Consider the following 25,302-nt stretch of genomic DNA (forward strand, 5'->3'; position numbering starts at 1 on the left):
TTGCCGACCTTCGCCTTAAATCCTTTTCACCCTATGCGGGCTGATTCAGCGCATAGTTCGCCGCAGCGTCCCGAACATCGCGAAGATACTGCTCAGACTGGTTATATGAGCGAATTGCAGATGCCCACCCTTCCGGGGTGGCGAGGTCGCGTTCCCCACTGCAGAGCATCCGTGCGGTGGTCGCAGTTGCGTCGTCGATGTTGTTGGGGTCGGCGACGCCATCACCAGAAGCATCCATCGCAAAACGATGCCAGGTCTCGGGAATAAACTGCATCGGCCCCACAGCGCGGTCATACTCTGTGTCACCGTCGAGTTCGCCGTTGTCAGTATCGAGAACCTCAGCAAACCCACTCGTGCCGTCCAGCGGCGGACCGATAATCGTCGGACTGACTACCCCATCGGCGCCGATATGAGCCGGCTTGAGCCAATTGCCCGAGTACGTGCCGTGATTAGTCTCCACTTTGCCCAGTCCTGCAAGCGTGTTCCACTCCAGGTGGCAGTTCGGGAACTGTTCTGCCGCAATCACATATGCGTTGCCGTAGGCGCGGAGAGCGTCCTCAGAAATACCCGTCTTCGGGGAAATCTGCTGCGCCCACTGTCGGAGCTGTTCCGAGGTGCGCCCGGGCGCGTTGACATCAATCATCGGCGGTGGCTCAGCCGCAGCAGGCGGCACATTATCCGGAATCGGCTTCTTGGTCAACGACGGGATTACGGGTCCAGTGAACATAGCCAACGCCCCAACCGTGCCAATGATGATCAGCACCGCCAGGGAGGTTAGACCGAGGCAGCCACAGCCTCTCGAGGACTTCTTTTTCCCCTTACTGCGGCCACGCGGCTTCGCCCCGCGGGGTGCGGGGTGCGCGTATTCATCAAAGGGAGAATTAGAAGGCATGGGGAATTACTCTACGGGGTAGACCGTAAAAATCACTCAAACTCGAGGACAGAAATCACTTTTGCTGGAAACTAGCTGTCGCTTTCCGACGGGCCGAAGTCCTCAGCCTCTTCGTTATCTTCGCTGCCCGCTGCCCACTGCTCAGCACTGCCGGCCTGCTGATTCTCCATCTGGGCCAGCTCAGTCAGGAATGCGCGTGAAGCCTGTCGGGTCCGTTCTTCCGCACCGGACTCAGTCTCCAGCCCCGGGGTCGGGACCAGAATCTCCACTGGAATGTCTGCATCGGACAGTCCCAGTGCACGTGCGCGGCGGATGGCTTCCTCAGCCAAAGTCAGAGCTGGCAGCTGTGTGGCCGGGTTCGAGCGCGGACGTCCGCGGCCGTAAGCCCACAGTCGCTCCTGTTCTTCCTCCGACACCATCTCTCCCTCGGCCACAGTGCCGTCGAAGAGGTACGGCTGACGAGCGCGCATCTTCAAAATAAAGTCGGTCGCCACATCGTCGAAGTCGAAGTCCTCCGCGATTTCAGCGTGGAAGAGGATCTGCAGCAGCAGATCTGACAGCTCGCTACGAATGTCACCGCCCTCGTTGACTGCGTCGACAAACTCGTAGGTCTCTTCAATGAGATACGGCAGCAGGCTCTTGTGCGTCTGGCGAGCTTCCCACTGCCCCGTGCGCCGTGCTGCCGCCATGATGTCCACGGCCTCGACGACGTGGGGCAGACGAGCTGCGGCAAGCTGTTCCTGCGGAGTCAGCGGTTCTGCAACAGGCTCTGCCCCTGGCTCTGCAACCGGTTCTGACTCAGGTTCTTTCACCGAGTCCTGCTGGGGAGCCGCCGCAACCTGAGCTGCCGGAGCTGCTGGGTCCTGCGCATCATCCAGCTCGACCGAGTAGACCTTCTCGCCCGCATCGAGGCGATCGAGTACCTCGTCGTTTTCCATATCGGTGGTGACCAGAATCTCCGCCTGGGACACCGAGTGCCCACCGGCGTCGGCGATTGCCCAGCGCACACGGATCGGGACTTCTTCGGTGTAGCTGACTTCACCGGTCAGCAGGCTAGCGGCTTCCAGCGGAATCGCTGTTGGAAAGCGGCTATCGAGCTTGATGATAGTCATACGGTTTCTAGTCCTTTCCCATGTGCGAGATATCCATACGTGGAATTCCCGCCATCGATGTCAAGAAGTCTGCTACCCACTGCACCAATGCAATATCGCGGACAGGTTTTGCCCGCAACCCTCGCCCTTCCTTCGGCATTCCGACGGAAACCGTGCGCGTTGCCGCACGATAGGTCGCCTGTGGATACAGGCGCTTGAGACGCACCTGCTTGGAGTCAGCAAGCTCCATAGGGGTTATTCTAATGTGCGCACCCATGGCTTGAACTTCATGCACGCCGAATTCCCGGCAAATAATTCGAAGTCGTGAAATAACCGCCAGTCTCTCCACCTCAATGGGTGGGGTTCCGTAACGGTCAACAAGCTCTTCGAGCACTACGTTGATATCGTCCAGCGCACTGGCGGCAGCAAATTTGCGGTACGCCTCTAGACGTAGGCGTTCCGACGACACATATTCGGCCGGAATATTCGCATCGACCGGCAAATCGATCCGCACTTCCTTCGGTTCGTTATCGGAAGCATCCGGAGTTTCACCATCGGCCACTGCCTTCAGCGCGGCCACGGCCTCGCCAACCAGTCGGACGTACATATCGAAGCCGACACCGGCAATGTGACCGGACTGCTCCGCACCGAGGATATTTCCGGCACCGCGCATTTCCAGGTCCTTCATGGCCACAGCCATACCGGCACCCAAGTCATTGTTCTGCGCGATCGTGGACAGACGGTCGTAGGAAGTCTCCGTCAGCGTCTGATTTTCCGGGTAGAGGAAGTAGGCATAGGCGCGCTCACGGGAACGGCCCACACGACCACGCAGCTGGTGCAGCTGGGAAAGGCCCATATGGTGCGCGTTTTCCACAATCAACGTATTGGCGTTGGCAATATCCAGGCCGGTCTCCACGATGGTGGTACACACCAGCACGTCGTACTCGCGCTGCCAGAAGCCATCGACCGTGCGCTCCAGCTGCTCCTCCCCCATCTGACCGTGGGCCACTACCACGCGGGCCTCGGGCACCAAATTGCGGATAGTCTGGGCGACTTTGTCAATGGTTTCCACCTTATTATGCAGGTAGAACACCTGGCCGTCGCGAAGCAGCTCTCGCCTGATAGCAGCGGCGACCTGCTTGTCGGACTGCGCGCCGACGTATGTCAGCACCGGGTGACGGTCCTGCGGCGGGGTGAGAATCTGGCTCATCTCGCGGATGCCAGCAATCGACATTTCGAGCGTGCGCGGAATTGGCGTTGCGGACATGGTGAGTACGTCGACGTGGTGCCGTAGCGCCTTGATGTGTTCCTTGTGTTCGACGCCGAAACGCTGCTCCTCGTCAACGATGACCAGGCCGAGTTCTTTCCACTGCACGCCGGTCTGCAGGAGACGATGCGTGCCGATAACAATGTCGACCGTCCCGTTCTTCAACCCTTCGAGGACCTCCTTGGAGTCCTTCGGCGAGGTGAAGCGGGACAGTCCACGGATGGTGACCGGGAAGCCCTCCATACGTTGGGTGAAAGTGGTCAAGTGCTGCTGCGCCAGAAGTGTGGTCGGCACCAACACTGCCACCTGACGGCCATCTTGAACAGCCTTGAAGGCAGCACGCAGTGCCACCTCGGTCTTGCCGTAGCCGACATCGCCGATGAGCACGCGATCCATCGGCACCGGCTTTTCCATGTCGGACTTAATTTCGTCGATGGCCTGCAGTTGATCTTCGGTCTCGGTGAAGGGGAAGTTATCCTCCATCTCCTGCTGCCATGGCGTATCCGGCGCGAACGCGTGGCCCGGCGCGGCTTGGCGCTCGGCGTAGAGCTTGACCAGCTCTTCCGCAATCTCGCGGACGGCACCACGGGCCTTGCGCTTGGTGGACTTCCAGTCCGACCCGCCCATCTTCGACAGGGTGGGCTTTTCGCCGCCGACATAGCGCGACAGCAAATCCAAGCTCTCCATCGGCACGTAGAGCTGGTCCGAGGGACCTCCGCGCTTGCTCGGTGCGTACTCGAGCACCACGTACTCGCGGCGTGCCTGATCCTCGCCCGTGCCGATGGTGCGCTCAGTGAGCTTCACAAACCGACCAATGCCATGCGTGTCGTGCACGACATAGTCACCGGCCTTCAGCGCCAGCGGGTCCACCCGACCACGGCGCTTCGCCGGCTTGCGGCGCCCACCAAGCGCGCCTTCCGCGATGCGGTTACCTGTGATGTCCTGCTCGGTAATCAGAGTCAGCGCGCCACCGGGGATTCGCGGGAACACCAGGCCACCGTGCAAAACACCCTGGTAGACGGTAATTCTTCCGGACTCGGGATACTCCGGGCCCGCCGCCATGCGCGTCGCAATTCCGGCTTCCCTAAACTTTTCCGCTTGCCGACGCGCCCCCGCGGGCGTCGCCGCCACGTACGCCACTCGCTCCCCCGCGACCGTGGCATCGCGCAGCTGCTTCATCAGGTGACCAATTTCCTTTAAGTCGCCGCGTGGCGCGGGCCCAGGCTCAAAGGTCAGCGGCAGCACATCATCTTCGGTGACTCCCGCCTCCAACATGCCGGGCGGGGAAATATGCCACGAAGTGGGCATCGGGATAGAGGCCAAGCTGCGGTACGCGCTGGGCTCCAGCCCATCCGTGGCGATTGGCGCCGAGCCACCCATCGCAGCAGTTTCCCACGCTGCGGCCATAAACTCCTCGCCTGCACTGATAAGGTCCTGTGCGCGAGAGCGAATGCGCTCCGGCCCGCACATGAGCACATGAGTTTTCTCCGGCATGACCTCGGTGAGCATCTTCATCGGATGCTGACTAATCAGTGGAATCAGCGATTCCATGCCCTCCACCCACTGGCCGTCGCCGATGCGGGTGAGCATTTCTTGGACCTGACCCGAGCGCGTGGTGGCGAGTTTCTCCGCGGCGGCCTTAACGTCGTCGTCGATAAGCAGTGCACGACACGGGAAGATATCCAGCTGGTCGACCTCTACCTCAGAGATCGTGCGCTGGTCAGCGACGGAAAAGGCGCGCAGGTCGGTGACCTCATCACCCCAGAGCTCGATACGTACCGGCAGCTCTTCGGTCGCAGGGAAAACATCGACGATGCCGCCACGCACGGCAAACTGGCCACGCCTGCCGACCATGTCCACATGCGAATAGCCGTGATGCACCAGCCGCTCAACCAGGTTCTCGCAGTCCCGGTCCAGTTGGACGTGAATGGGGGCGCTGGCTTCAGCCTCGAGGTCGTCCACAATCGGCTGCACCAACGAGCGCGCCGCCGCAATCAGAACGTCGACTTTGCCCCGGCGAACGTCGTAAAGCGCCTTACGACGCTGCGCCACGGTATCCACCGCTGGCGAAAGCTTCTCATGCGGGAGCGTCTCCCACGAGGGGAACATAGCTACACGGTCGCCGATCATCGACTTGACCTCGGCAGTCAGGTCCTCCGCCTCACGGCCGGTAGCCGTGATGACCAGCACCGGCACCTTCGTAGACATGGCGTAAATAAGGTGCGAACGCACCGCGTCCGCACCCGTGAGCGCCAGCTCGTCTTCGCCGATGCGCCCGAGCACGCCGACAAATTGAGGATCCGTGACAACGAGGCTTTCCAGCCCCGACAGCGGGTTCGGCAGAATGCTGGGTGTGGCTTTCGCCGAGGAAGACGCAGAAGTTGGCATAGCCCCAATATAACCATGCACCCCGGATCCACCCTGCGTGCTGGTTAGCCGTTCTCCGCCACCTGCATCGGGTCTGCTGCGGCACCTGCGCCGAACTTCGCGCCCTCAGCGGCCGCTGGCACATCAGCGGAGCCATGCAGAGTCGGAGAACCCTCCATGCCGGCCAGCCCGTTCCAACACAGGTTCACGATGTGCGCCGCCACTGTCTCCTTATCCGGACTGCGCTTCTCCATCCACCAGCGAGCGGTCTGCGAAACCATACCGACCATGCAGTTTCCGTAGAGCACCGACATGGCCGGGTCGAAGCCGGCGCGTTTGAAAGCCTCGGCAAGGATAGGCGTAATCGACTCAGTGGCATTATTCAGCAGCGTCTCATAGCCACCCGCCACGCCGGGGTCGCGAGAAATAATGGAGAATCCCTCCGGGTTTTCCTCCACATAAGTCAGCAGTGCCAACACCGCCTGTTCGATGCGGTAACGCGAGCGTCCCAGGGACAACGCTTCCCTAATCGTGGCCTCCAGGGTCTTCATCTCCTGGTCGACGACTGCCTGGTAGAGCCGCTCTTTGGTACCGAAATGCTCGTAGACAACCGGCTTTGATACCCCAGCTGCGGCAGCGATCTCCTCCATTGAGGCGGCATCAAGCCCCTTGGCGGCAAAGATTCCACGGCTGACTTCTGTCAGCTGAGCTTTGCGCTGTGGACCGGTCATACGTCGTCTCGGAGAATTGGAGGCCATGCTTTTAGATTAGTGGCTAAAGTCTTGCTATCGTATATCGCAGGCGCAAGCGAGTTGGCTGAGTCGAATCAGCGTCGAATCAGCCATGCAATTTTTCGCGTTTGCCCCATTCTCCCATGGTGTAATGGCAACACTCCGGTTTTTGGTACCGGCATTCTAGGTTCGAGTCCTGGTGGGAGAGCAAGCGGGGGGCCGGCCCCTTAATTAAGAAGTGACTTTTCGCCCCGCCGTGACCGTGATGCACCCTGACCGAGGAGTAGCAAGTTTCATGTCAAACGGTTCGGCCACCGCTGTGGTCATTCTCGCCGCGGGTCAAGGCACCCGAATGAAATCCGATACGCCGAAAATGCTGCACGCTATCGGCGGTCGTACCATGTTGGAGCACGCGCTCTATGCCGCCAAGGGCATTAATCCGGATGAGATTGCTGTTGTCGTTGGCCACCAGCGCGAAAAGGTAATCGACGCCATCGGGACTTGGGCTTCGGATACCGAGCACTCCAACGGTGTCGTCATTGCCCACCAGGACGAGCAAAACGGTACAGGCCACGCTGTTCAGTGCGCGCTGGAGCACCCCGAGCTGCAGAACTTCGATGGCACCATCCTGGTAACCACTTCCGATGTTCCGCTGCTGGATTCCGAAGCGCTCCAGGCACTGCTCGAAGAGCACAACCGCAAGCCACGCGCTGCCGTGACTGTGCTGACCTCCACTGCTGACAACCCGCACGGCTACGGCCGCATCGTTCGCAACGCCGACGGCGAAGTTCTGCGCATCGTGGAGGAAAAGGATGCCTCCGACGAGGAACGCGAGATTACCGAGGTCAACTCCGGTGTCTACGCATTTGATGCCGAGACCCTGGCAAACGCTCTCAAGCAGCTGGACACCAACAATGCCCAGGGCGAGCTCTACCTCACCGATGTCATCGGCATCGCCCGTGAGGCCGACCGCTCAGTACGCGGTCACCGCCTCGCCGATGCCACCGTCGTCGCCGGTGTCAATGACCGCGTCCAGCTGGCTACCCTTGGCCGCGAACTCAACCGTCGCACCTGCGAGGCAGCTATGCGCGGGGGCGCCACTATCGTCGACCCGGACACCACGTGGATTGACGTTGAGGTGGAAGTCGGCCGCGACGTCACGATTCTGCCGGGCACGCAGCTGCACGGCAAGACCGTGATTGGCGACGGGGCCACCGTGGGACCGGACACGACACTGACCAACATGGTCGTCGGCAAGCGCGCCAGCGTCGTACGTACACACGGTTCCGATTCGGAGATCGGCGAGGATGCGACGGTCGGACCGTTCACCTACATTCGCCCGAACACCAAACTCGGTGTCGGCGCGAAGCTCGGCGGCTTCGTAGAAGCGAAGAACGCGCAGATCGGAAACGGTTCGAAGGTTCCGCACCTGACCTACGTCGGCGATGCGGAGATTGGCGAGCACTCCAACATTGGTGCCTCCAGCGTGTTCGTGAACTACGACGGTGTCAACAAGCACCGCACTGTTATCGGCTCGCATGTTCGCACCGGCTCCGACACCATGTTCATCGCTCCGGTGACCGTGGGTGATGGTGCGTACTCAGGTGCAGGTACTGTTATTAAGGACGACGTTCCTCCGGGAGCATTGGCGGTCAGTGGTGGCCGTCAGCGCAACATCGAGGGATGGGTCGAGCGGAAGCGTCCAGGTACCGCTGCTGCTGAGGCAGCGCAGGCGGCGCAGGTAGCTGACAACGCTGACAACAACAAGGAAGACCAGGAAGGCTAGACGGCAGATGACCGGCCAGTGGATCGATAACCAAAAGAACCTCATGCTCTTCTCCGGAAGGGCACACCCGGAATTGGGCGAGGCAGTTGCCAAGGAGCTCGGCACAGAGCTGACTCCGATGACCGCTCGTGATTTTGCCAACGGTGAAATCTTCGTGCGCTACGAGGAATCCGTCCGCGGTTCCGATGCCTTCGTACTGCAGGCGCACCCGGCACCGCTGAACAAGTGGCTCATCGAGCAGCTGATTATGATTGACGCGCTCAAGCGCGGTTCGGCCAAGCGCATCACCGCTATCCTGCCGTTCTTCCCATACGCCCGCCAGGACAAGAAGCACCGTGGCCGTGAGCCGATTTCCGCTCGCCTGGTCGCTGATCTGCTCAAGACCGCAGGCGCTGACCGCATCGTCTCCGTGGATCTCCACACCGACCAGATTCAGGGCTTCTTCGACGGCCCGGTCGATCACATGCACGCCATGCCGATTCTGTCGGAGTACATCAAGAAGAACTACTCCCTGGACAACCTGGTCGTGGTCTCCCCTGACGCCGGCCGTGTGAAGGTTTCCGAGAAGTGGGCCAACACCCTGGGCGACGCCCCGCTGGCCTTCATTCACAAGACCCGTTCCGTCGATGTCGCAAACCAGGTTGTCGCCAACCGCGTGGTCGGCGAGGTCTCCGGTAAGACCTGTCTGCTCATCGACGACATGATTGACACCGGCGGCACCATCGCCGGCGCTGTCAAGGTGCTGCGTGAGGCTGGCGCTGAGGATGTCATCATCGCTACCACGCACGGTGTCTTCTCTGACCCAGCTCGCGAGCGCCTGTCGAAGTGCGGTGCCCGCGAGGTCATCACCACCGATACTCTGCCGCAGTCCACCGAGGGCTGGGACAACCTGACCGTCCTGCCAATTGCGCCGCTGCTGGCTAAGACGATCCACGAGATCTTCGAAAACGGTTCCGTCACCACTCTCTTCGAGGGCCAGGCATAAGCTCTTTCCGCTTGCCGACGGGCACCCCGCTGCGACCAGCAACCTAGTTTTGCTGGTGGTGGCGGGGTTTGCTGTTTGACCTGTTAGTCCACTACAATTTTTCCGGTAAGTCTCGGCGAGGGCGACCACAGTAGCTGGTTGCCGTTATCGACGCGACGCTCGCAGCCCAACTTTTGCGCCCCACAGAGGCATGGATGCGGCACGTGCTCGACTCGACGACTCAGTATCGAATCGTTTAGGAGTCCATTTTCATGGCAAAGCCCAACATCATCAAGATTGATGCTCGTAACCGCACCGAGTTCGGCAAGGGTGCCGCTCGCCGTGCCCGCGTTGCTGGCGACATCCCGGTTGTCATCTACGGCGCTGACCTGGATGCTCCGAAGCACATCCTCGTTGACACTCTGGATTTCCACGCTGTCATCCGTAACCACGGTGTCAACGCTGTTCTGGACGTCAACATCGAGGGCGAGTCCCAGCTGTCCATGGTTAAGGCTGTTGACCAGAACCCGCTGACTCTCGACATCGACCACGCTGACCTGCTCGCCATTCACCGTGACGAGAAGGTTGAGGTTGAGGTTCCGGTCGTTCCGACTGGCGAGCTCGCTCCGGGTGCCCTGCTCATGCAGGATGCCGAGACCATTCTGGTCAACGCACCGGTTCTGGCTATTCCGGAAGAGATTGAGGTCTCCGTCGAGGGTGCAGAGGTCGGCACCATGGTTCACGCCGGCGACGTTACCCTGCCAGAGGGCCTGGTCCTCACCGACGACGCTGACCTGCTCATCTTCAACATCGTCGAGCCGGAGGAGGAGCCGGCTGGTGACGTCGATGCCGACATCGAGGGCATGGGCGAGGCTGAGACCCCGGATGAGCCAGCTGAGGAATCCGCTGAGTAATTTAAGCGCTGAATAGCTCTAGCTGACTGAGCCAATACAGGCTTTCACGCTTAGCTAACAAAAAAGGGACGGACGCTCTTGTCCGTCCCTTTTTTGCACTCCCCAAAACCAAAAGATTGCTTACCGTGTGCCAAGATTGAACTCATGAACGCCTCCACCACGCCTCTACTTGTCGTGGGCCTCGGCAACCCTGGGCCCAAATATGAACTCACCCGCCATAACGTCGGACATCTGGTGCTAGATGAACTAGCTAGCCGCACTTCTCCGATGCCGTCGTCGTTTAGCGTGCACAAGAAGTCCAACGCTGAGATTGTGCAGACTCGGTTTAAAACCTCCGATGGTGGCGAGCGACAGGTGATTCTGGCTAAACCCCGGACGTACATGAATCTGTCGGGCGGGCCGGTCGCGGCGCTGGCGAAGTTCTTCAGCATCGCACCTACCGACGTCGTGGTGGTCCACGATGAGCTAGATCTGGACCCGGGCGTGGTCCGCCTCAAACGTGGCGGTGGCGAGAATGGCCACAATGGGCTGCGTTCGACCTCGAAGTCATTGGGCACGAAGGACTACATGCGCGTGCGCATTGGCATTGGTCGTCCTTCGGGCCGCCAGGATCCAGCTGATTATGTGCTGCACAACTTCAATGCCAAGGAGCGCGAGGAACTCGCTTTCACCCTGCCCACCGCGGCGGAGGCAGTGGAGCTAATCGCCAGCCACGGGCTGGAAATTGCTCAGAACCAGGTGCACGGGCGGTAGCAGATAGAGGCAAATGGCAGCAACGAGCCCCCCTTCCCTCCCAACTTTCACTGGGATGAGAAAAGGGGGCTATTTTCGCGTTCCCGGGAGCTTCAGTCTTTACAGCTCGTCGGTGTTCGTGCTGCTCGGCGTTTTCGTCGGCGGTTTCGCTCTGTCCACCGAGCGTCTGGCGGTGGGATTCGGGAAGCTGCGGCAGGGCGCCCGTGAGGGCATCGACCAGGTGATGAGGATCAGGCGCCCGGGGAGCTCCCCGTCCGGCACGCCCACGACTCGGCGTAGCGACCGCCCTTCGCCAGCAATTCATCGTGCGTACCCCGTTCTGCGACCGTCCCGTCCTCTGAAAGCACGACGATGAGGTCGGCATCGCGGACGGTGTGCAGGCGATGGGCGACGACGATCACGGTGTGATCGCCGCGCAACGCCTCCATCGTGCCGACGATCGCCCGCTCAGTGGCCGCATCCAGCGAGGACGTCGGCTCGTCGAGAAGCACCACCGGGGAATCCTTCAGAAGCGCCCGGGCGATGGCGAGGCGCTGCCGCTCGCCTCCCGACAGCAGCGTCCCCTCCTCCCCCACCGGGGTATCCCACCCGGAAGGCAGCAGCTCCACGATGCGGTCCACCCCGGAACGCCGGGCGGCCTCGCGCAAGCGGTCCCCGTCACCGGGCCCGGAACCGAATTCGGGGTCGGCGAAGACCACGTTGTCCCGCACGGACGCGTCGAAAAGGAACGTCTCCTGGAACACCGGGGTCACCAGCGAGTTCACGCCGTCGGTGCCGATTCGAGGCAAGGGCACCCCGCCGATGAGGATCTCCCCCGAGTCCGGATCATGAAAACGCGACAGCAGCCGCATGACCGTCGTCTTGCCCGCCCCCGACGGTCCCACTACGGCAACCAGCGCTCCCTGAGGTGCACGGAAGCTGACGCCGTCGAGAACCTTCTTATCCCCGTACCCGAAGCTCACGCCGCGGAACTCCACGTCATGCCCGTCGGGCGGCTCCGGTGCGGCAGGTTCGGGAAGGGCGGGGATTGCCCGCAGATCACGCAACGCAGCCAACGTGTTGCGGCCCGCACCGAAACCGCCGGACAACGCTCCCGCCGTGGTGATCGGTCCGGTGAACTGGACGACCACGATGAGCATTGGCGCCAAATGCGCCGGCGCCATCCCGCCCGTCGCGGCGACTGCCACGGCGACGATTACCGCCGCCGTGAACACCGCATGGACGACCGAACTCAACCGTCCGATGGCCGCCCCCTGCGTCGACGTCGCCTTCGCGAACGCATCGTGTTGGGCCCGGATCGCCTCATCCACCATCGCGTCCGCCGCCGAACCGTCGCTCGCGGCGCGAATCGCCTGCTGGCAGCGGGTGAACTCGATCAGCCTGCCGGAGACGGCAGCGACGGCGTCAGCATGCGCTTCGTCCGACTCCCCGCCGACCCGGCCAATGGCCCGGTAGGCGAAGAAGATCACCGGCGCCGACGCGACGAGAACCAAACCGACGCGCCAATCCACCGCCAGAATTCCGAAGGCGATGACGGTCGGCGCAACCACCGCGGCGATGACGGGCCGCAGGATCACGTGCGGCACGGACGCCGCAAACGCGATACCCGACGACGCCATCTCCGAAAAGCGGCCGGCCGTGGACTTGGTGACGTACCCGAGTGGCAACGTCAGCACGCGTTCGCCCAGGGAACGCAGCAGGGACGACAGCACCGCTGCGGAATTCGCCCTGCCGACCGTCCCCGCGGCGAGAGACAGCACCGCATGGGCGGCCGCGAGGCCGGCGATGACGCCGGTGAAACGCCACGCCGTCGCATCATCTCCCTCGGCCAGAGCCGACAGCAGCGGCAGCAGCGCGACGAACGCCGCTCCCTGGGCCAGCGCGGCAAGCGCGGCCAACGCAATGAGCCACGCCAGCGTCATTCTCGAGCGCCGATCCGTCATCGACCACAAGTCCCGAATCATCGGTTCCCCGCCTTTTCATCGTCTGATTCAATGCCCCGCGGGGCGGATGGTTCGTCGTCGAGCGCGAACGCGCGCCACAAATCCCGGTAGCGGCCACCGCGCGCAAGCAACTCGTCGTGGGTACCCGCCTCCGCGACCGCTCCCCCATCGAGAACGAGGATGCGGTCGGCGTTGCGGATCGTGCTCAACCTGTGCGCGATCACAATCACCGTCCGCGAACGGGCCAAACGCTCGATTGCGGACTGGATGAGGGCCTCGGAAGCCGGATCCGCGTAAGCGGTTGCCTCGTCGAAGATGAGCACCGGCGCGTCCGTGACGATCGACCTCGCGATGGCCACGCGCTGCGCCTCGCCACCGGAAAAGGTCACGTCGACGTTGACCACCGAATCCAGGCGCTTCGGCAGCGCCTCGATGATCGCATCGAGGTTCGCGAGCTTCGCGGCCGCCATGATGTCGCCGTCGGTGGCGTCTCTCTTGGCCAGCCGGATGTTCTCCCGCAACGGCAGCGTGAGCAACTGCGGATCTTGGAACACCACCGACACCGAGCGGTGCACGTCGCGCACGGCGATGTCGCGGAGATCGACGCCGCCCAGCAGCACCGAGCCTTCGACGGGGTCGTGGAAACGCGCCAACAACCGGGCGACGGTGGACTTTCCGGAACCGGAGGACCCCACCAACGCCGTGAGGGTCCCCGGTTCGAACGTCGCGGACATCCCATCGAGGACCCGCGGCCCATCCCCGTAGGAGAAGACCAGGTTCCGGACCTCGAGCGCGCCCCCGCGCACGGGCACCGGATCGGCGGGCTCGGCGATCGGCGGCGTGCCCAGCACCTCCGCGATGGATTTCAGGGCCGCGATCCCCGCGATGATGGGTTCGGAGTTCATGGCCACCCGCACGATCGCCGCGGAGAATCCAAGGCCGAGAACCAGCCCGGCGACGAGGCCCTCCGGTGTGCCGCCCGCGGCGTCCCTCAGAGCGAGGCCGGCGCCGCACACCACTGCGAGGACCGTGATCGGAGACGTCACCACGTCGATGAGCCCAAGATAGACGTTCGACTGCCGAGACCAGGCGGACCACGCGCGGACGAACGACGACGCCGCGGCATCGTAGCGGCCCGAGCCCTGGTTGGCGCGTCCGAAGGACTTCATCACCGGGATGCCGCGCACCAACTCGATGACCGCGGCCGTCACTCCTTCGGAGGCTCGCTCGTAGTCGCGCTGAAGGCCGGCGCCACGCGACATCATTACGCCCATCAGGGCGAAGGTGACCAGCACCGGGACGACCGCCACCGCCGCAATCCGCCAATCCACCGCGACGAGCGCGATGAGGGAAAGCAGGGGAACCAGCACCGCCACCACGGTCTCACCGACGGTGTGGCCCATGAGCTGGTGGACAGCCGCGACGTCCTTCTCAACCGACCCGATGATTCCCGACGAGCGCCGGGCGTCCAGCCAGCCCAGCGGCAACTTCCGGATTTGGGCGACCAGCCGGCGCCGGAGGTGGAGCTGCAGGTCGTTATCCGCCCGGTGCGAGAGCATGCCGGCGGCGCCGTCCGCGGCCATGCGCACCGTTGCGGCGACGACGATGACAGCCACGGCCAACCACGTCCGATGCTCCGGGGCCTCCGGGTACGTCATCGCGATGTCGATGATGCCGACCAGCGAAGCAACGGTAGCCACCGACGACAGGACGGATAACGCGACCACCGCACGCATCCGAGTCCGGATCGGGGCGAGCAGCGACCACGGGCCTACGGTCCCGTCCACGGCGCTCACTTGCCCGCCTCCCCGATCGCGCTTTTCTTCGTGAGAGTGCAGAAGTACACCATGCCGGCGTGTGAGGCTCCGCCCAGCTTCAGCCCGTTGGCTTCGGCGAGGTCCTCGAGCTCGCTGCCCCGGAACACCCGGTGGCCCATCTTCGCCATGACGGCCATGTCGACCCGCTCGTTCACGTCGGGATCCTCGGCGAACGTCTGCACGTAAGCGATGCCGCCGTCGGCGAGCAGCCCGGCGACCCTGCCGAGCGCGGCACCCGCATCCTTCATTTGGTGGAGCGCGCCGCACACCCAGATTTCATCGGTCCTGCCGGGCTCTCCCGCGAGCGGCGCAAGGACGTCGGCGACGTGGAATTCCGTCCGGGCTCCGAGCCCTTCGACGGCGGCGCGTTCGCGGGCGATGCGAATCGCATTGGGCGACAGGTCGTAGCCGACGATGTTCGCCCTGCGATAGCGAGGCTCGGCGGCGAGCATGCGGGCGAGCCACCCGGTTCCGCAACCGAGGTCGAGAACCCGGGCCGGTGCATCCGGCCCGGGATCCAGCGCACGGAGCTTCCGATACACGGCGGCGGCGTCCATCGGTTCACGCGCATAGCGGCTGAGGAACCTCGGCTGGACCTTGTCCTCGTAGGCCGCGAGGAGTCTGCGGTTGTTCTGGACGATCTGGGCAATCGACTTCATCTGGTTCTGTCTCCGGGGTGTGTGGGCCGCGTCCACGCGGCGGTTTCGGGTTAGGTGCTCGGGTTCGCGGGCCATCGTCGGCGGCGATGCCCCCGTGGACGTGCCCGTCATGCAGACTCCCCCGGCCTCGTTTTCACGGCGATGCCCCACGCCGCAAGCACGGCGATGCCTAAGAACCAGGCCGCGCAGACCACCAGACCCGCAGCCCCGTTGCCGTTGACGGCCTCGCCGGCCGCGGATACGGGGGTGTGCCCGGCGATTCCGCGCAGGAGAGGACGGAAGTGGTCGGCGGGCATGAGCACCGTGTTGACGAACATCGCAACGATGATTAACGGGATGAGGGCCACGGAGCCCTGGGGGCTGGTGATGGAGAACGCGATGTACGTGCCGGTGCATGCGGCCGCCGCGGCAACCATCGCGCCGGTCACCGCGATCCTCCACCACCAGGACGCCTCAGGGGGGCTGTCGGAAAGCAAGGCGGCCACCGCCACGACGACGACCGACATCGCCATGATCCGGATGAACTCGGCGATGATCCGTGCGGCCGGCACGGCCGCGTACGGCGCCGGCATGGTGATCAACCGCTCGTGGAGGCCATTGCTGCGTTCAACGAACACAGTGGACGATCCCGTGATGGCCAAGATGAACGCCCACGTCGTCACGACCAGGATGACCGCGTTCGGGAGTTCGAACTCTCCGGTGAGCTGCCTGACCAGGCCACCGAACATGCGGTTGACGATGAACAGGTACACGAGCGGAGCAATGAACGTCATGAACCAGAAGTCGGGGCGCCGCAGCCAAATGTGGGCAATGCGCCGCAGATGCACGAAGATGGGGCCGATCATGATTCGCTCCTCGAGGTGAACCGGCGGATGAACAGGACGATTCCGGCGACCGCCGCGACACCGAGCCACAGGGCTGCCTCTTCCCCGGCACTATCCGGGAAGGCATCCGGGGACGCCGCCCTGATCACCTCGATGATCGGCGAAAACGGCATGTGACGTACGACGTCGCGCAGGGAGCCGTCCAAAGCGGTCGCCGGAATGAACGCAGTGGAGAACATGAGCAGCAGCATTTCCAGCGCCTGGATCGATGAGGCCGTCGACACCGGGGCGGGCACCATCAGGATCACCCCGTCCGTGACCAGGGACAGGACCGCCGCGGCGAACAGCGACCACAGGACAGTCCACGCGACGTCACCGACAGCCATGTCGAGGCCGCAGGCCCACGCGACGACCAGCAGCGCCGCGATCGACGCGGACATCCGCAGCACATCGGTGACGAGCCTGCCGGCGACATAGCCGCCTGTGGCCCCGGGCAACACGCGCACGCGGTCAACGAGCCCGGATTCGACGTCCTGTCCCACCGCCATCGCCGACGCCGCGGCGGTGAACATCGCCGCCTGGAACAGGCAGCCGCCGAGCACGAAACGCAGGTACCCGAAGCCGGATTGCCCCGCCGAGTACCCAAACACCGCGTACAGGCACAGCAGAAAGAGGGGCGGAACTACGAACATGGAAATCAGCGACGCGGTGTTGCGTCGCAACAGTAGCAGATCCCGACGGAGAAACGCCGCGACCGACGTCGCACTCATCGCGCCGCACCCCCTGCGTTCATCGATATGAATACCTCGTTGAGGGTGGGCGGCGACACGCTCAGCGAATCCGGCAACGCTTCCGAGGCCTCCATCGCCTGCGCCACCGCCTCGAGGACCCGCGGTCCGGGGTCGACGTCGAGGGACACCGACTTCCCCGCGACGCGGGCGCCGTCCAGGCACGTTCCTCCGAGGCAGCGGGCGAACGCCTCCGCCTCGGCGGTGGTGGCAAAGGACACGCGGAGCACGTGCGACCCGAAGTCGCGGCGCAATTCCTCCGGCGTTCCGCTGGCGACGATGCGGCGATCCTTGAGCAGATGGACGTGGTCGGCCAGCGCCTCCGCCTCTTCCAGGTACTGGGTGGTCAGCACCAGGGTCATTCCGTCGTCTCGCAGCTGCCGGATGAAGCCCCACAGCTCTTCGCGGCTGACCGGATCCAGCCCCGTCGTGGGTTCGTCGAGGAACAGCAGCCTGGGCACGACGCACAGCGACGCGGCGATGTCGAGGCGGCGCCGCATGCCACCCGAATAGGCCGACGCCAGCGTCGAGGCACTGTCTGCGAGCGAGAATTGCGCGAGCAGTTCCGTCGCGCGGGCGGCCGCGGCGGCGCGGTCGAGTCCGCGCAGCCGCCCGAAGAACTCCAGGTTCTCCCGGCCGGTGAGGTTCTCGTCGATCGCCGCGAATTGGCCGGTGGTGGCAATGTCAGCGCGCACGCCCGCCGGGTTCTCTTTCACATCGCGCGAGAAGATGCTCACCTCGCCGGAGTCGGCGGTGATGAGCGTCGACAGGATTCGGATGAGGGTGGTCTTGCCTGCGCCGTTGTGACCGAGGAACGACACGATCGCCCCGGCGGGCACGGTGAAACTCACGCCGTCGAGCACATGCTTGCGCATCCGGGCACCGCGCTTTCCCTTGCGCCCGCCTTCGGGCGGGGTGCCCGCTTTGCCCGCAATCGGGTAGCTCTTCGTGAGGTCGCGTACGACGATCGCCGCACCTCGTTCAGCTTGATCCGTCATCGTTTCCCCTTTTCTTTGGTATCGCAGTGGGCCGCTGTCGGCAGCGGCCCCGTGGTCGGGTTGTCATGCGGCACCTCGATATGGATGCCCGCATCGCGGGCGAAGGCGAGGACCGGTTCGAGGAGCCGGGGGTGGCCGACGAGATCCCGGCACCCCGGCGCGACCGGCTTCCCCGCGACCGCCACAACGGTGGCGGCAGCAATCGCCGCGGTCATTTTGTAGGAACCCGGGCCGGTCGCCCGGACGACGGTCGTCTCGGCCGCCGGGCCCGCATCGCCCGCGCCGGCGGACGACAGTGCGACGACCAGCTCGGCGGGTTGCGGAGTGCCCTTCGCCCGCGCCTTCCGCGATGTCACGGCCGCCCCGAGACGGGCGAGCAGACCGGAGACAACGGGCATCGAGTACAGTCTCGACGTGCGGATTTTCTCCACCGACTCATCGGGGAGGGCATCGAAGGCGACGTGGTAGGAATATCCACGGATCGAGGGGCACACCTCGCGTACGACGTCGATGTCCGGGCATTCGTAGCTGATTCCGCTTTGCGACGACACCGGGTTGCGCCGCACCTCGACGATGGTGCCGCCGAGCATCGTGCGGTATCCGCCGCGGATAGTCCGGAACATTGACTCGACCGCCGCGGCCCCGGATTCCTGGTCGGCGCCGATTCGCAGATCGACCCGCACATCGCGGACCTCTTCGGCGCCCGCGGCGCGGGCCCCGAGCACCAACAGGGCCGTCGACAAGCCCGGGCACAGACCGAACCCGGTGAGCACGGGAACCCCCTCCCGCCGGGCATCCCCGTCGAGGGCCATGATCGCGCGGCGGGCGTCGATCGAATCGTTGACGTCGATGTACCCGGTGCCTGAGTCGATGCAAGCACGGGCGAGTGAGTCTGCGTGCACCTCGAACGGGCCGGTGCAGTTGACCACCCAATCGTGTTTGCGGAAGACCCTGCAGATCTCGTTGTGGCCGGCGGCGATCCTCAGCGGGAAGTGCCGCCCCGGGCCATCGTCTGGCTTCTGCCGGGAAGTGTAGGCCAGCTCAATCCCGTCGACGACGCCGAGCATCCCCCGGACGAGCCGTCCGGTGACGCCGGTACCTCCGGCCACCAGCACTTTCACGGGTTCGCCCGCGTCGCGGTCCCGTGCTTCCCCGCCGTTTCGTCGGTCAGTCATTTTCCATCTCGTTTCCCCGGTCCCGCGACCGGTCGATTCCTTCGGACGACGGGTCCGCTGCCCTGTCGTCCGTTTCCGGCGCTCGGCGCCGGCGTTCGATGTACTCCCCGATGAGGGCCCCGGTCAGCGCGGCATCCTCTCCGAGGACGAACGAATAGTGGTTTCCCGCGACGCTGGCGACGCAGAGGTCATCGACGAGGTGGTCCCGCCACTGGTCGTGGTTGTGAGCCTCGCCGTCATCGGGGAGAACGAACAGCGCCTCCCTCACCCGACCCTCGGGCCGGTACCGGGTGCGGGCATCGATGAGCGAGCGCAGCGAGTTGAACTCCGTCGCCGTCACCCGGTCGCCGGAAAGCCCAAGGTCCTCCAGGAGCGTCGGTGCGACTGCTGCGGCCAGGGCACGCAGACGGGCCCCCCGTTCCTCGTCGGTCTCATCGACCCCGCCGAACTCCGCCCAGAGGCGGGCAACCGGCGTTCCGTGCGGGAGATCGGCGATCGAGGGCACCACCCGGGACAGCAGCCCCTTTTCGGATTCCGCGCCGAAATCCCCGACGTCGACCGCGATCCCCGGAGCCAGGCTGTCGAGAAACACCAGCGCGGGATCAAGATCGGCCAAACGGAGCACCATCTCGGCCGCGATGGTGCCGCCGAGGCTCCATCCGACGATCGCCGGGGCGGCACCGTCGACGAGCACCTCGCGGACCCGGCCCGAGTAGTGGGCCGCGATGTCGCCGATGCCGATGGCGTGGGGGAATGGTCTCTCGAACTCCGCGAAGCCGACGCCCCACACCTGCCCGCCACCGGGGATCGCGAGGGCCAGGTCTCGGTAGATGTCGACGGTGCCGAATCCGCCGTGGACGAGGAAGATCGGGTGCGCCTCATCGCCGCTGCGCAATAGGACCAGCGAACGGTCCGCGGCCGACGCGCCGGGATCATCCGCGTCCCGCCGGTCGGTCGGCGTGGCCGTCGACTGGCCGACGAGCTCGGCCACGCCACGTGGCGTCGGCTTGGCCAGCGCTTCCGCGAGCGGCACCGATGCCCCGGTGATGTCCTGGATCCGCTGCATCAGATTCACGAATCCCAGGGAGTCGTAGCCGAGGAGGAACAGGTCGTCGTCCGCGCCGGCTTCGGCGCCGCCTAGGTCGGCCCGGACCATCCCGGTGATGACCGTCAGGTATTCGCGAACTCGGCCCATCAGGTCCCCGGATGCGATCCTCGAGATCGCGCCCGACCTGTCGCGCTCCGCCGATGACGCGCCCGCGACGCCGTCGCCGATCGCCCCACCGCTGGAAGAAGTGCCCCCGACCGCCAGACGCAGGCGCCGAACCTGGCCGACGCTCAGCGGCGCCGCTTCGGGGCAGCCCCCGGCGAAGCCCGACACCGACCTGATGTAGTGGTCGAAGATGTCCTCCACCAGTTCCGGTTCCAGGATCTGCTCGACGAAATCCCAGGCGACGTTGATACGCCCGCCAACTTCCATCACTTGGTTGTCCAACAGCACCTGCGGGGTCTGGGAGATGGCGTAATCGACGTCACCCAGGACGTGGGCGCCCCTGCCCGAGCCATCGCCTGCCGCGGAACCCTCGCCGAACAGCAACGAGGTGTACACGAACGGCGCGATGGCCTGTCCGACGGGCAGACCCCGGTGGCGCGCGATGGCGCCGAGCAACGACACCCCGGAGTACCCGGCCGCCATGTGCCCGAGCAGCCGGTCGCGCAGTTCCGCCGTCCACCAACGGAGGTCATAGTCGGCGGCCGCTTTCACCGGCATCAGAATGACGCCGGTGAAATCACCGAAGACGCCGGCGAAGTCGGCGATTTCGGGATCACGGTTGTACGTGGTGATGTTGATGCCGACCGAATCCCCCCTCGACCACAGCGACAGGCTCGTCGCATAGCAGGCGAGAAGCAGTGCGGACACGCTGCCGTCGGCGGCGCTGGCCTGTTCCCGCAACAGTGCGGTTTCCTCAGCGGTGAACGTGTGCGACAGGCGACGCATCCGCGGCACATCCACGTCCACGGCCGCACCGATTGATGGAAGGGTGTTGCCGGGCGGGAAGTCCTCGACCACTGTCCGAGTCAACGTCTCATCGCCACGCCCGACCGCCGAAGCCTCCCGGCGCTTCATCTCCAAGACGTACGTGCGGTAGTCGCCGGTGACGGGCGGAAGCTCCGTTCCCCGGTACAGCTTGTCCAGGTCGTCGATGAAAATCCGTTGGCTCGCCCCGTCTCCGATGATCATGTCCACGCTGAAGAACAGGCGGTGCCGCCCGTCCGGGAGCGCGAACGCCGACAGATGGAACAAGGGCCAGCTGCCCAAATCGAATACCTGGTGGCTCAACTCATCGCGCTTGCGCCGCACCGCCTCGACCACGGTCGCCTCATCGGCGGCCCGGTAGTCGGCGACGGCAATGCGGTAGCGCGGAACCTCCGGCAGGATCCGCTGCGTGGCTTGTGCGGTGAACACGACGCGCAGCATCGGATGCCTGCGGATGAGGTTGTCGAGGGCGTCCTCCAGGCGGTCGATGTCGGTACCGGGTTCGGTGACGGATTCGATGTAGTAGTGCTCGGTGACGCCGCCCAGCTCGAACCCGGAGTTCCGGCCGACGTAGTAGGCCTTCTGCATGTCGGTCAGGGGGAACGGCGCGTGGGGGTCGTCCCCGAATTGTTCCACCGGATCCTTCCCGTGGGCACTCGCGGAGGATTCTCGGACGCCTCCTGCGACTGAACCGGCACCGCCGGCACAATCGAGGGAAGACACTGCCTCGGCGACGGCTTCAGACTCGGCACCGGACTCCCGCATGGCCTCCGAGACAAGGCCGGCGATGTGCGCGATGGTCGGGTCGGCGATGACGTCGCGGAAACGGAGCCGGACGCCCGTCTTCTGCCGGATCGCGCGCATCATAACCTGGAATTGCAGGGAATCGCCGCCGCGGCGGAAGAAGGACTCTCCCGCGCCGCACGCCGGATCCGCCGCACTCGTCGACGGGGCTTCCCCGAGGATCTCGTCGAAGACTCCGGACACCAACTCGATCGCCCCGGGGACGGCGACGGAACCATCCGCGCCCGCGGCTCCGGCCTCCGCCCCGGCGACCTCGCCATCGGCCGTTGCCCCGCCGCCCGCGGCGCCGACGTGCCTACGAATTTCCTCCTGATCCAGTTTCCCGTTGACGGTGACGGGCAGGTGCGCCACGGGCAGCAGGACCGTCGGTACCATGTACGCTGGCAAGCAGCGGGCGAGCTCGGCCCGGACGACATCCCGCGAGCCGGTCATGTCGTCCGCCGGAACGTAAAGGCACGCCAGGAGTCCCCGACCGCCCGATTCGACGACCGCCGCCATCGACGCGGTCACCAGGCCGGACCGCTCGAGGACCGATTCGATTTCTCCGAGTTCGACGCGGAAGCCCGCGATTTTCACCTGACGATCGCGGCGGCCGAGAAATTCCACGAAACCCTCCGCGTTGAAGATGCCCACGTCTCCGGTCCGGTAGCAGCGCCCGATGCCTGGGACATCCACGAAGGCGGCAGCGGTCCGCTCTGGATCGGCCGCATACCCCTGCGCGACGCCGAGACCGCTGATGTGGATTTCCCCCGGCACGCCGACGGGGCAATGCACCCCGTCGGGCGCGAGCACGTGAATGCCCTGGTTCGCCAGCGGGTACCCGTAGGGAATGCGGTTTTCCAGGCTGTCGCGTTGCAGCGGGCAGTAGATGGACCAAATGCTTCCTTCGGTCGCACCGCCGAGGCTATTGATCGACGCGTTCGGGAACATGTCCATGGCGCGCGCCGGAAGCCCCGCTGCGATGCGATCGCCGCTAAGCAATACGGTGCGCACATCCGGGAACACGTCGTCGTCCGACGCCCGGACCAGGGCGAGCTCCAAAAGGGCGGGCGCGGAGTTCCACAGCGTGACCCGCTCTTCCCGCAAGACGTCGAGGATTTCATCGGCGTCGCGCTCGTCTCCGACCATCGTCACCGTCGCGCCTGCCGCAAACGCCCCGAACACGTCGTAGACCGACAGGTCGAATCCCAGCGACGACAATCCGATGATGCAATCGGCGGAGGTGACCCCATACCGCCGGTTCACGTCGAGGATGGTGTTGATGCAGTTGCGGTGACTGATCCGCACACCCTTTGGCCGGCCCGTCGTCCCCGAGGTGAAGATGACGTAGGCAAGGTCGTCAGGGGCAGTGCCAAGCGAAGGGTGCGCACCCGCGCTGCCCGCGCGGTCGCAGACTTCCGCGGCTGCGGGCTTGCCGACGCCCGCCACTCCGCTTTGGTCCAGTTCATCGATCACGCCGGTGTCCAGAATCGGGCCCGACGCACCTGAGGCTTCCACGACGTATTCCTGTCGCTGGGCCGGCATGCCCGCGTCGACGGGCACGAATGCGGCTCCCGCACGCAATGCGCCGACCATGTTGACGATGTCGTCGGGATGCTTGGTGTAGCGCACGATCACCGCGTCCCCCGCCCCGACGCCGGAATCTGAGAGATGGCGGGCGATGCGTCCGGCCCGGGCCCAGACCTCGGCGTAGGTGTACGAGATGCCCCGGGCGGCGAGGCGCACGGCCGGCGCGTCCGGAGTCGCCGCGTATGCGGCTTCGACAAGCGAAACCAGGGTGTCATCGTGGATCGGGCCCGCAGCGTCGTTGTAGCGGGCGACGGCCCCCTCCGTCTCCGCATGACGGATGGGCAGAGCCTCTCCCCCCTCCGCCACCACGTCCAGGGCCTCCGCAACGGCCCCGAACATCGCATCTACCGCGGGGAAGTAATCGTCGACCACGTCCCACGACAACGTCATCCCGCCCGATGCCGGCATCACTTGGATGTCGAGGCACACCTGCGCGGTTTGCGTGTAGATGCGTTCGATGACTGGGCTGCGCCCGCTGCCCCGCTCGCCGCCGAGGTAGCTGGTGAACACCACCGGAGCAGTGGCCTGGGTCTGATTGGCCGCGTCCCGGAGGAATCGCTGTAGCACCTCCACACCGGAAACGCCGCGGTGGGACAGCCCTTCGCGAATGTCCAGGTCGATCGCCTCCGCCAACCCGTCGATGGTCGCGGCTCTCCCGGCGTCGACGCCGACGAGCATCGATGAAGTGAAATCTCCCATCACCCTCGTGCCCGCGGCGAGGCCGCTGCGTTCGCTGACAGTCACGTTGACCGTCAACGCCGATTCGGGCAGCCACCTGCAGACGACGGCGGCGTTGACGGCCATTACCAGCGACGACAGGGTAACTCCAATGCGGCGGGCCCGTTCGCCGAGCTTGGCGGTGATCTCCGCGTCGAGCACCGTGCCCAAGCGCCGGGTCGACCAATCGTCGTCACCCCTCACGGCCGCCGGGAACTCCGGGCGCCGCGGCAGATCTGCGGCCTTCTTCTCCCAATAGGCGAGGTCCTCGGCTCGTTTCCCGTCGCGCCGGCGCGCAGAGATTGCCGCCAGGGCATCCCCATATCTGGAAGCCGGAGCCGGCGGCTCCCCGGCCAGCAGGGATTCGAGCTCGTCGAAGAACAGGTACACCGAACCCGCATCCATGACGATCATGTTGAAGTAGATGAACATCCTGCACCCGCCCGCATCTGCGAGCAGCCTCGCGGCGACCATGGGACCGTCCTCGTTCGACGATCGCGCCGCGGTTCGCATGTCCCGACGGATCTCCCCCACCGCCGCGTCGACATCGTCGCCGGACCCGACTACCTCGACGGTGGCGAGGCACGCGCCGGTCGGGCTCAAGACCCCGGCATCGACATCGAGCCGATGGAACAGCACGTCGTGACGCCCGAAGACCGTCCGCACGGCCTCCTCCACCTGCGGCAACGAATAGTCGTGCCGGGATTCCGCGTAAATGTACGTCGCTTGGCCGCCAAGCTCGATGTCCTCGTCCGCGCCGAGCAGGTAGGCGGTCTGGATTGGATTGAGCGGGACCGCATCCGCGGGACCGGCCCCATTTTTGCCGGCACAGCCGTCATCCGACTCACCCGTCGCTACAGCGGGGTCGGCCCCGGCAGCGGCGCCTGCGGCAGATCCGGCATCAGCGCCACCCCGGGCGGCGTCGATGACGGCCGCCAAATCAGCGACCGTGACCCCGGGGTCCATCGCCCCGTAATCGATGGTGACCCCGTACTCGTCCTCCAGCGCCAGCAGCATCTGGAGGAAAGTCAGGGAGTTCGGGATGTGGTCGCGGAGTTTCACGTCCGCCGAATCCAGGTGCACGCCGATGGCGTCGGCGATGGACTCCGACAGCCTTTCGGGGGCGACTCGGGCCCCGGTGCGGGCTTCTCCCACGGCGGTAGATGCGACGGCCGGCGCGATCGTTTCATTGGTCATCGTCATCG

At 64.8% G+C, this 25,302-nt stretch carries 16 protein-coding genes and 1 tRNA gene; 5 read left to right on the forward strand and 12 right to left on the reverse strand.

Annotated elements, in window-relative coordinates; translation table 11 throughout:
* Window positions 1–31: 31 nt before the first annotated feature.
* From HMPREF2651_RS01055 to HMPREF2651_RS01070, 4 genes are all read right to left on the reverse strand, one after another.
* Complete coding sequence (locus HMPREF2651_RS01055; protein WP_049172246.1) at window positions 32–892, reverse strand: lytic transglycosylase domain-containing protein; 861 nt, start codon at window positions 890–892, stop codon at window positions 32–34.
* Window positions 893–963: 71 nt separating this feature from the next.
* On the reverse strand, window positions 964–2,004 hold the full coding sequence (locus HMPREF2651_RS01060; protein ID WP_049182369.1) for a MazG nucleotide pyrophosphohydrolase domain-containing protein: 1,041 nt from the start codon (window positions 2,002–2,004) through the stop codon (window positions 964–966).
* Window positions 2,005–2,011: 7 nt separating this feature from the next.
* A complete protein-coding gene (gene mfd / locus HMPREF2651_RS01065; RefSeq protein ID WP_049182371.1) occupies window positions 2,012–5,638 on the reverse strand; it encodes a transcription-repair coupling factor in 3,627 nt (1,208 codons plus the stop codon).
* 44 nt (window positions 5,639–5,682) lie between these two features.
* A complete protein-coding gene (locus HMPREF2651_RS01070) occupies window positions 5,683–6,375 on the reverse strand; it encodes a TetR/AcrR family transcriptional regulator (protein WP_101687444.1) in 693 nt (230 codons plus the stop codon).
* A 110-nt stretch (window positions 6,376–6,485) separates the two neighbouring features.
* On the opposite strand from HMPREF2651_RS01070, the gene HMPREF2651_RS01075 reads away from it, so the two are divergent.
* From HMPREF2651_RS01075 to pth, 5 genes are all read left to right on the forward strand, one after another.
* Window positions 6,486–6,556: transfer RNA gene (locus HMPREF2651_RS01075), tRNA-Gln, on the forward strand.
* An 87-nt stretch (window positions 6,557–6,643) separates the two neighbouring features.
* Window positions 6,644–8,134: a bifunctional UDP-N-acetylglucosamine diphosphorylase/glucosamine-1-phosphate N-acetyltransferase GlmU gene (glmU, locus tag HMPREF2651_RS01080; RefSeq protein ID WP_048733948.1), complete on the forward strand. Its 1,491-nt coding sequence runs from the start codon at window positions 6,644–6,646 to the stop codon at window positions 8,132–8,134.
* Window positions 8,135–8,141: 7 nt separating this feature from the next.
* Window positions 8,142–9,119 (forward strand): ribose-phosphate diphosphokinase, encoded by a 978-nt coding sequence (locus HMPREF2651_RS01085; RefSeq protein ID WP_016423206.1) that lies wholly within the window; start codon window positions 8,142–8,144, stop codon window positions 9,117–9,119.
* 251 nt (window positions 9,120–9,370) lie between these two features.
* Window positions 9,371–10,012 carry a 50S ribosomal protein L25/general stress protein Ctc gene (locus tag HMPREF2651_RS01090; RefSeq protein ID WP_038626221.1) on the forward strand — a complete coding sequence of 214 codons (642 nt, stop codon included), beginning with the start codon at window positions 9,371–9,373 and terminating at the stop codon, window positions 10,010–10,012.
* A 144-nt stretch (window positions 10,013–10,156) separates the two neighbouring features.
* The gene (gene pth / locus HMPREF2651_RS01095; protein WP_049182375.1) at window positions 10,157–10,765 is read left to right on the forward strand and encodes an aminoacyl-tRNA hydrolase; all 609 of its coding nucleotides are present in this window, start codon (window positions 10,157–10,159) and stop codon (window positions 10,763–10,765) included.
* 230 nt (window positions 10,766–10,995) lie between these two features.
* Here pth and HMPREF2651_RS01100 read toward each other — a convergent pair whose 3' ends face one another.
* The 8 genes from HMPREF2651_RS01100 to HMPREF2651_RS01135 all read right to left on the reverse strand — a co-directional run bounded on the left by HMPREF2651_RS01100 (window position 10,996) and on the right by HMPREF2651_RS01135 (window position 25,294).
* Window positions 10,996–12,729, reverse strand: a complete 1,734-nt coding sequence (locus HMPREF2651_RS01100; RefSeq protein ID WP_038626225.1) for an ABC transporter ATP-binding protein — start codon at window positions 12,727–12,729, stop codon at window positions 10,996–10,998.
* On the reverse strand, window positions 12,726–14,504 hold the full coding sequence (locus HMPREF2651_RS01105) for an ABC transporter ATP-binding protein (protein WP_038626228.1): 1,779 nt from the start codon (window positions 14,502–14,504) through the stop codon (window positions 12,726–12,728). The genes HMPREF2651_RS01100 and HMPREF2651_RS01105 overlap by 4 nt, the downstream gene beginning before the upstream one ends.
* Complete coding sequence (locus tag HMPREF2651_RS01110) at window positions 14,501–15,184, reverse strand: SAM-dependent methyltransferase (RefSeq protein ID WP_038629122.1); 684 nt, start codon at window positions 15,182–15,184, stop codon at window positions 14,501–14,503. The genes HMPREF2651_RS01105 and HMPREF2651_RS01110 overlap by 4 nt, the downstream gene beginning before the upstream one ends.
* A gap of 107 nt (window positions 15,185–15,291) precedes the next feature.
* Window positions 15,292–16,029: an ABC transporter permease gene (locus HMPREF2651_RS01115; protein WP_038626230.1), complete on the reverse strand. Its 738-nt coding sequence runs from the start codon at window positions 16,027–16,029 to the stop codon at window positions 15,292–15,294.
* On the reverse strand, window positions 16,026–16,778 hold the full coding sequence (locus tag HMPREF2651_RS01120; RefSeq protein ID WP_038626232.1) for an ABC transporter permease: 753 nt from the start codon (window positions 16,776–16,778) through the stop codon (window positions 16,026–16,028). Before HMPREF2651_RS01120 ends, HMPREF2651_RS01115 begins: the two co-directional genes overlap by 4 nt.
* On the reverse strand, window positions 16,775–17,794 hold the full coding sequence (locus HMPREF2651_RS01125) for an ABC transporter ATP-binding protein (protein ID WP_038626234.1): 1,020 nt from the start codon (window positions 17,792–17,794) through the stop codon (window positions 16,775–16,777). The genes HMPREF2651_RS01120 and HMPREF2651_RS01125 overlap by 4 nt, the downstream gene beginning before the upstream one ends.
* Window positions 17,791–18,969: a saccharopine dehydrogenase family protein gene (locus HMPREF2651_RS01130; protein WP_038626236.1), complete on the reverse strand. Its 1,179-nt coding sequence runs from the start codon at window positions 18,967–18,969 to the stop codon at window positions 17,791–17,793. Before HMPREF2651_RS01130 ends, HMPREF2651_RS01125 begins: the two co-directional genes overlap by 4 nt.
* Window positions 18,962–25,294, reverse strand: coding sequence for a non-ribosomal peptide synthetase (locus HMPREF2651_RS01135; RefSeq protein ID WP_070585954.1), 6,333 nt, complete (start codon window positions 25,292–25,294; stop codon window positions 18,962–18,964). Before HMPREF2651_RS01135 ends, HMPREF2651_RS01130 begins: the two co-directional genes overlap by 8 nt.
* Window positions 25,295–25,302: the final 8 nt, after the last annotated feature.

Source organism: Corynebacterium sp. HMSC063A05 (assembly GCF_001809695.1).
Lineage (GTDB): Bacteria > Actinomycetota > Actinomycetes > Mycobacteriales > Mycobacteriaceae > Corynebacterium > Corynebacterium amycolatum.